The following is a 7,864-nucleotide window of genomic DNA, read 5'->3' on the forward strand; positions in this document are numbered from 1 at the left end:
GTCCTTCGCATGGCTTGAAAAATGCCGCCGTCTCTGGAAGAACTGTGAGCGAAAGTTGCATACCAGCGAACAGTTCATTGTACTCGCGTTCCTCGCTCTCCTGTTAAAAAGATACTGAGCACGCTCTGACAGTCGGCACTTCACGCCGGGAGAACATCAATAACCGTTTAGTAATCGCAGTCGCCGTATCAGCGACTGATTCTGCCGCTTTGATGGAACGCGATACCGCTTCAAGACGGCCATGTTCCAGATGTATCCGCATCATTTCAAGATTGCCAACGACGCCAGCAAGTAGATTATTGAAATCATGAGCTATGCCACCGGCAAGCTGCCCAAGTGCCTCCATCTTCTGCCCTTGACGCAACACCGCCTCAGCGTGTTCACGCCGCTTGATCTCCAACTCGAGGGTGCTGGCCGTATTTCGCCAGCGTGTAAGCGCAATATGCTGCAACTGAGCCCGCCTTACGACCAGCCCTGCAAGTCCGATCAAGGCCATTGTCACAACTATCGTGATCAATATTCCAGGGGCCATGTCACCCCACCACCTTTGCCAAACCACATTTCGTTCGACACTGTAACTAATATAAATAGGATAGTCCTTTACCTGACTATACGCATTGATACGTTCAATATGGTCAACTTGGGACACTGCAGTATAGATACCATGTGAAGCTTCGCGAATATGGCTCAGAAAAGGACCATTGATATCGAGATTGCGAGGATTGTTAGCTGCTGGATAGCGAGTCAGTAGCACTCCATCTCCTCGCACCATTGGGACAAGATACCCTTCTGAGGGTACGAACTGTCTCCAGAAATCGGTGAAGTAACGAACAGGGACACTAGCGAAGATGATGCCGTCAAACTGGCCTTGCGCATTATGCCGGGCAATACTCATCGTGAACTGAGGCTCGCCGTGTATTCGGCTGGATTCTGGCTCGCTGAAAAAGACGCCCTGAACATTGCCATTAGAGTGAGCACCAAAGTATTGACGGTCAGCGACCGAAACCCCACGGTGCTGACCGTGGTTGCACAATCTTACTTGCCCGACCGCGTCAACCAAACCAACGGCTGATAGCTGAGGGAATCTAGTGACCAATTGAGTCAAGGTGCCTTCCAGCCGAGGATCAGAAGAAATTTCACCCCAAGACTGCTGCCCGGTAAGTGCCTCGATTTGATGAAGGACGAGTGCATGGGTTTCCAATACACTGCCGGCATGCTCCTGTAGCGCAACGACTGAACGTTGTGCGGTATGTTCTGCCTCCCGTGTCACTGAGCCGTAATGGTACCAGCCGAACCATCCTGTCAGCAGCCAGGGCATAAGCAGGGCTAATCCCAGTAATGCCAGCAGGGAAGGCGAAATATGTTGGAAGAACCTGATCGTTTGAGAATCTTCTTGTGTATCCGCTTCATTTTGGTGCAATTGGCATAGTCCTTGTGTGAAAAGTCTCATCGGCGCGTAACCAATACAGATTTGCGCATTGATGCCCGGTCAATCTATGACCCGACTTTTCACAAGAGGATGAGTACCGATGTGAGCGTGACAAGATACCTCAACTGGGGATCGGGGTACAACCCGTCGTGCCAACCTTCTCGATATTTTGCTCCACCCATTGGTACGCCGCAGACGCGTCATCATCAGTGGACGGAGGTTTGTTCTTATGTTCCTGTCTGTAGTGGCTAGAGACCACAATGACACTGGCAGCATTTGCCGACGCACTTGCTGGACGATCGTAGACCGTGCAAAAGGGCGTTACAACAGCAGATGCCCAGTTCCACGGGTTATCTCAGATATTTTAAAACCGAGGCTCTTGTCATTGCAGAATAACTTCACAGTAGTTCCGCGAAAGAATGAACTTTTATTAAAGATTTCCCCCTAACATCGAAAGGAAAACATCGCCATTTTAGAGAAGCAATACATAGATTTATTTCCTCTCAGCTACGCGGCCTCTATCTCTTCTCGTTTAGGACTTCAAACGATGACACTTGCCAGCGACCAGAATATTGATCACGATAACCTACCTGTGAAAGTTAGGCGAATGATCGAGCTTCGCGATGTCGTATTTGAGGAATGGGAGAAGCGTGTACGTGCCAGAATGAAGGAATCTGATCAACTGTCGCGCCCATTGCTTATCGACACGTTACCAGTATTCTACGACAATATTGCCGAAACGCTTATTCCTAACTACCCGAGGCACCTTGCTGTTGACGGCAATTCGCTTGCAAATGAACATGGGGGCGAGCGGGCGAGACTAACAAAATATGATCCTCAAGCTGTAGTCAATGAATATCAGATTTTACGCTGGACCCTTTTCGACGTTTTAAATTCAAACGATGTAGCGCTAAGCAGCGACGAAATTTTGTCGATCAACGCATCATTAGATGCCGGGATTCGGGAAGCAGTCACGGGATTTTCTCAAGTACACAATGCGCTTCGCCATCAGTTTGTAGCGGCCCTAACCCATGATCTCAGAGGACCTCTGGCCTCTGTGAATACGGCGCTCGAATTACTTTTAGTGAGCAATGAACCCGCAAAAATGAAATCTTATGCGGTAAAGGCAATGGACAATCTTAACCGTATGGACAATATGATTCGCTCCCTACTGGATTCGATGGTCGACCAAGCCGGCGGAATAAGACACCTAGCTCTGTCAGACTTTGACATCGCCGATGTCGTCAAGGAGGTGCATACGCAAGCTGCTATGACACATGGAGTTCAATTTCAGATTTTCGGAGGTTCAGTCCAGGGCTGGTGGGACCGCGAAGCCATAAAGCGCGCCATCGAAAACCTGGTCGGCAATGCCATTAAATATGGAGATCTGAATAAGCCAGTGCGTATTAGCTTTACTAACGCATATGAGAGACTCATTCTAATGGTGCACAATGCTGGATCGCCCATTCCGATTGATGAGCAGGAATACGTTTTCCACATCTATAACCGAACGCGAGGTGCCAAGGAAGGGCAAATGAAAGGATGGGGGATCGGACTCGCATTTGTTCGAGGAGTGGCTGAGAGCCATGGCGGAAGCATTGCTTGCGACAGCGCCATTGAACGCGGCACCACCTTTACCTTGGACATTCCCTTGGATTGCCGTCCTTTTCAAAGTGCACCGACCGATGCCGTCGACGATTGAGTTATCACCACTACCAGAATATGACGGGCATTGCGCCGTTACCCAGCTGAAGCCACCGCCATTTGGTCGATGTCAGCTCACACAGTAGCCCAGCGCGACTTTGCAAAATGCTGTGGTGATTCGTACTGAGACTATCGGGCTAGTAGCTGCCGTGCTGCTATACATAGTGACTGGTACCGATACCGCACTAACACTGCAGCTGCGCCACCATTGCAACCTAGAATTGCCATATGCTCGAAATCCTCAAGTACGGCCGTCTCATCCGGCTGTAACTACGATTTGCATTGATCAAAATGCAAAAATCATCCTCAGCTGTTAGAGTCGTGGGTTCTCTCTTATGCAGCAGCGGCAGGTCTGTCGACTACGCATCTGCATGTCGATCTGGTTTTCCCCAAGCGATCTCAGTTCCAATTCATTGTGGCCTGTTTCTCTGCTGCCTCCACGACAGCAAGCTTATTGCTAACCGTGCGAAGACGCTGTGCAATTACCTTTCTGGCGCTGGACATGAAGGCTGGCATACCGAGGCGGTAGGTGCAATATCGAATCATCACATCACTGCCCGGCCGAAGGGCTGCAAATTCCTGGTCTGTCTCGACCTGCATGCCAAATGAGTGCGCAAGGGCCGATGATCGCGTATTAAGCACACGTGTCTGGACGTTGACGAAATCGAGGATGGGAACCTCGTCGAACAGGGCTTGAACAGCCATGGCTGAAAGAAGTTTGGCCACTCCCCTACCCTCGACCTGGCCAAGTAGTGCATATGCCAGATTGCACCCTTGCCTGCCATCGCTTGCAAGGATGTGTCTAGCCCAGGCTGCAGCAACCACCTGGCCATGCAAGGTTGCCGTGAAACAAAAGGGAGAACTCGCCGCGCAATGCCAGCCTGTCTTGTTCACTGCGTCATGGCCCGGTCCGATGACATCGGCGAAGCGTTTGGTGTCTGCCCATACAAGCTCTTGCGCGCGCCGAGGAAAGAGGCGGCGACCTTCAAGAAAAATCTGAAACTCAGCAAAATCACCGACCAGCACTGGCGCCGGATCGTTCACATTCCAACTAATACGCATGCAACTAGAAAATTGAATTTGGAAAAATATGTAGGGCTAACCGCTTGGAACAGAAACTGCATTTATAGATGAAGAGTCATCACCGGCCATTGCAGTCCACGGAAGCAGACCGCTAGCGGCGGCTTCCCTCTGACTTACTGATTGGTCAGAAATGACGGGACACCCGACAAGGCAGGCCTGTTGACGAATCACTTTTGTGGCGCGTCCGGGTTCTCTTCCTTCAGGTGCTCTTGCAGAGCAGCCCGCACTGCCGCAATTCGTTCCTTGCACACCTGGTAAGCTTTCGCGCTTTCTTCGACAATCGGTACCAGGCTGTCGATATCCAGATCGTCCTGACGCCGCAGCTTTTCTGCATTGGCTTGCAATATTTTGTAGGCGGCGTTAAAGCCGTTGATGTCACTCATGTGCGTCCTTTTTTACGCGTACTATTCCATCGCGGAACTGTATGTCCATTGTTTCCTGTTGTCGAGCCGCTTCGCTGCTCGATATCGGCATGCCTGCACCATCTTTGACTACGGCGAATCCGCGCTTGAGCGTCGGATCGATGCCATGCGCAAGAATCGTGGCCATCACATCCTTGGCCTGTTCCTGTGCATCGTCGAGTGCCTTGCATGCAAAGTGCCGTGTATCGGTCATGTCACGTTCAACGTAATGTGTCGCCGTGCCCAACATCCGGTCTGCAGTGGCTGCTACTCCGAGCCACTGGTCCTGCAGGTGCTCGTCAATACCATCGATACTGCGCCGCGCCGCCAGCGTAATACTATTGAATGCACTCATGACGTCACGCTCCACGCGCTCTGCTGTACTTTGGGCGCGGTCCTTGACGCTCATCGATAAGTGCTCGGCCTTGGCCGCCATGATGTCGACCTGAGCGCCGGCTGCCGTGAGCACCGCGTCGTGCAGTCTGTCTGCCTGTTTGACGGCAAGGTCCAACATGGCTGTTCCCAGGCGGCTAACCGACTCCTGCTGTCTGAGCGTTGCGGTTTCGGCCTGTGCAAGACGCCGCTCAGTCAGTGTGCTGACCTCGGTTCTCTTTTGCAGCGCCCTGCTTTCTGCAAGTGCCAGACGTGCCTGTGCAGCATGGACGATCACCTGCCAGTCTTCCAATCCCCGGAGTGCGCGCGTCGCGATCTGCTGCCGAATATGGGCAATCACTTTCGATGGCGTGCCGAACGAACGGTGCGCATACTCGTCGAGGATGGTCATGTCCCGCTCATGTCCGATGCCGACCAGTACCGGGCAGGGAAACTTGCAAACCATACCGGCGAGGACATACTCGTTGAGCCAGTGCAGATCAGCCAGTGCGCCGCCGCCACGGATCAGGACCAATGCACAAAAGGCGGAGTTTCGGTGTACGCCCAGTGCAGTCATGAATGCCTCCTTGAGCGACTCCTTGGCTCGTTCGCCCTGGAAGAAGGCGTCGAAGTAGGTGAAGCGGCATAGGCCTGCCGCTTCCAGCCGGCTAGCTTCCACCTGGAAGTCGCCCTTGCCTGCCGCACCGGGCGGACTGATCACGGCCACATGGGCGAAATCGGCAGGTGTCGCCAGTTGCTTGTTGAGCTGTGCCAGTCCTTCGGACTTCAATCGTTCACGAATTCGCTTTAGGCGTGCTTCCATATCTCCCAGCGTATAGTTGGGATCGATATCGACGATGTCCAGCGAAAAGCCGTATTCCGGCTTGAAGACCGGTCTGGCATAAACCAGCAGCTTGATGCCTGAAGCGAGCTCAATGCCGGTTTGGCCAGTGAACTTGCGAACGATCTCCGGGACACGGCTTGCCCAGATCTGCGCGCGTGCCTTTGCCTTTTCCTTACCGTCCTGATCCCTGTCGACCGCAGCGATGTACAGGTGCCCGCTATGCATCTGCAGCTGACTGATCTCAATACGCACCCAGACCGGGTCCTCAAATGCAGTTTTGATGGCACCGGCAACTCGGCCGAGCAGGTCGCTCAATGAAACACCGCGGCCTTGCAATATCGATATGGCAAGGCTATCCCGGCTCGCAGGCAGCCATGCAGAAAACGGCGCCAGTGCCAAGCCTTGAGGCACAAACAACTGGCCGGTCTTTGTGTCGAGCTGGGCTCCGAATGACCTGGCCAGTTCACTGTCTTCCGCCGGAACAGACAAGAATGTTTTCATTACTATTACATCAATCCAACCTTGGGAAGCGCTTATCCGTTCGTTATATAGGATGCAAGATCGAGCAGTTACCCAACAACGAGAATATAGTTTTGCTGCACAACTTCCCACGAACATCGAATATTACGCGAAGCCAATATGGTATGGCAGTGTTCGAAGTCTAGGAAATAGTAAATAACAAGCTCGCAAACAAGCTGTTGTAAAAGGAGACATCCATAGCGCTATGCGAGTAGTTTCTTTTTGCCAGCAATGCAGTTATCTGCCCCTTCGTGCTTAGCCGCGTCAAATGCGCCTTACTCATTCATCAGCTTGGCCAGTTATCTTCGCCTTAGGCAGAAAGTCGATGCCAGTTCTCCGGACCAGCTCGGCGTAGCTGATTGGCTTGCCCGCACGTGCTTCATCATTGTTTTCAATCCAGTGTGCCCAGGCCCGACCCGTTGTGGCGTCGTAGACTAATTTGTAGAGGTATTTCGGCACCCATACTCTATTGTCACCAATAGTCTTGGGCGAGCGTTCAAAAACAGGGCCAGTGATGACGTACACATCACCTTTTGCGCGCAAGGCATATTTCCGGGTCGCCTGCTCAATGCCGTTCCACGGCTTCTGATTGTTATTCGGCGCTTGAGGAACCATATTGGCGAGCGAGAAGCTTTGGGCCATGGCTTGGGGAGTGGGCATATTGCCGGCCGGAGCGAGGTGGCCACGTGAATATCCACTGCGCTTGTAATCGTCGAGCTCCGCACGTTCACCGCGGGGCAACCTGGCATCAGCGAAAAATTTATCGCTGCGCTTACCGGACTTGTCATTTTCGAGGTGCGCTCGGCTCAGCCGCTCTGCAACGAACATGGGTGTCTTTGAAGAACCTGAGTGAAGCACCGCGAATGCGTCGTAGCAGAGTTCCCGCGTTTTGAGTTGCTGGGCATTGGGGACGGCCGGCGGCGTGCCGTTGGCAAAGAACTGCGAACAGGCTTGAAAATCGGTAGGTTGGTTAGTCCCTCTGAATACATCTACAGAAGTTTTTGATTCCGGTATTTGAAGGAGGCGCGACAGTTCATCAAGGAGCGTCGGTTGTTTTGCGTACGCGGTGAAGGAAGCTAAGAGGGATAACGCGAGAAGTACTTTTTTCATCCCACGATTTTACCGATTTGGGTCGAATGTGGCGGGTGGGCCTGACGAAACTAGCGTAGCATTCGCTTCATTGCCATAATGTCTACAGATGCAAGATTATCAAGCAACTACTGAAGTGTGTGCTTCGGCCGTTGGCATAGGATGCAATGGTAAAGTGTTCTCACAAATATCACCTCACACCATAAATTGCGCACCAAGCCAAAACAAGAGTGCCGACTTAGTCGCATTGATAAAAAATCCTTGCCCGGCGTAAATTTTCTTACTGCCCTATACTGCAGGGCAAACGCATCAAATGTGAATGCATTTCAATAAGTTACGAAACGAGAGAAACAGGTCATGCTGGGAGGCCGAGCAATTGAGCGAGGTAGTCATTGTTCAGGCAAGCCTCCAGACGCTTCTTAG

6 protein-coding genes and 1 pseudogene are annotated in these 7,864 nt (G+C 52.1%); 2 read left to right on the forward strand and 5 right to left on the reverse strand.

Features of this window, described 5'->3' with window-relative positions; all coding sequences use genetic code 11:
- Positions 1 to 118: pseudogene (locus IGW03_RS36835) on the forward strand (IS5/IS1182 family transposase); the annotation flags it as partial.
- On the opposite strand, the gene IGW03_RS36840 reads toward IGW03_RS36835, so the two are convergent.
- A complete protein-coding gene (locus IGW03_RS36840) occupies positions 104 to 1,420 on the reverse strand; it encodes a histidine kinase dimerization/phospho-acceptor domain-containing protein (protein ID WP_194727345.1) in 1,317 nt (438 codons plus the stop codon). The pseudogene IGW03_RS36835 and the gene IGW03_RS36840 overlap by 15 nt on opposite strands.
- Positions 1,421 to 1,976: 556 nt before the next feature.
- Between IGW03_RS36840 and IGW03_RS36845 the strand changes: the two genes are divergently transcribed.
- Positions 1,977 to 3,131 (forward strand): sensor histidine kinase, encoded by a 1,155-nt coding sequence (locus IGW03_RS36845; protein WP_194727346.1) that lies wholly within the window; start codon positions 1,977 to 1,979, stop codon positions 3,129 to 3,131.
- Between the two features lie 401 nt (positions 3,132 to 3,532).
- Here IGW03_RS36845 and IGW03_RS36850 read toward each other — a convergent pair whose 3' ends face one another.
- The 4 genes from IGW03_RS36850 to IGW03_RS36865 all read right to left on the reverse strand — a co-directional run bounded on the left by IGW03_RS36850 (position 3,533) and on the right by IGW03_RS36865 (position 7,462).
- Positions 3,533 to 4,195, reverse strand: coding sequence for a GNAT family N-acetyltransferase (locus IGW03_RS36850; protein WP_194727347.1), 663 nt, complete (start codon positions 4,193 to 4,195; stop codon positions 3,533 to 3,535).
- 188 nt (positions 4,196 to 4,383) lie between these two features.
- Positions 4,384 to 4,599 carry an exodeoxyribonuclease VII small subunit gene (xseB, locus tag IGW03_RS36855; RefSeq protein WP_194727348.1) on the reverse strand — a complete coding sequence of 72 codons (216 nt, stop codon included), beginning with the start codon at positions 4,597 to 4,599 and terminating at the stop codon, positions 4,384 to 4,386.
- Entirely contained in the window at positions 4,592 to 6,451 is a 1,860-nt protein-coding gene (gene xseA, locus IGW03_RS36860; protein WP_194727349.1) for an exodeoxyribonuclease VII large subunit, read from the reverse strand. The genes xseB and xseA overlap by 8 nt, the downstream gene beginning before the upstream one ends.
- Before the next feature lie 180 nt (positions 6,452 to 6,631).
- On the reverse strand, positions 6,632 to 7,462 hold the full coding sequence (locus IGW03_RS36865; protein WP_194727350.1) for a DNA/RNA non-specific endonuclease: 831 nt from the start codon (positions 7,460 to 7,462) through the stop codon (positions 6,632 to 6,634).
- Between the last annotated feature and the right edge of the window lie 402 nt (positions 7,463 to 7,864).

Source organism: Noviherbaspirillum malthae (assembly GCF_015352985.1).
In the GTDB taxonomy this organism is placed as follows: domain Bacteria; phylum Pseudomonadota; class Gammaproteobacteria; order Burkholderiales; family Burkholderiaceae_D; genus Noviherbaspirillum; species Noviherbaspirillum malthae.

Coding starts and splice junctions, on each gene's coding strand:
- IGW03_RS36845 (WP_194727346.1), top strand. CDS start 1,977: ATGACACTTGCCAGCGACCAGAATATTGATCACGATAACCTACCTGTG.
- xseA (WP_194727349.1), bottom strand. CDS start 6,451: ATGTTCGTGGGAAGTTGTGCAGCAAAACTATATTCTCGTTGTTGGGTA.
- IGW03_RS36850 (WP_194727347.1), bottom strand. CDS start 4,195: ATGCGTATTAGTTGGAATGTGAACGATCCGGCGCCAGTGCTGGTCGGT.
- xseB (WP_194727348.1), bottom strand. CDS start 4,599: ATGAGTGACATCAACGGCTTTAACGCCGCCTACAAAATATTGCAAGCC.
- IGW03_RS36865 (WP_194727350.1), bottom strand. CDS start 7,462: ATGAAAAAAGTACTTCTCGCGTTATCCCTCTTAGCTTCCTTCACCGCG.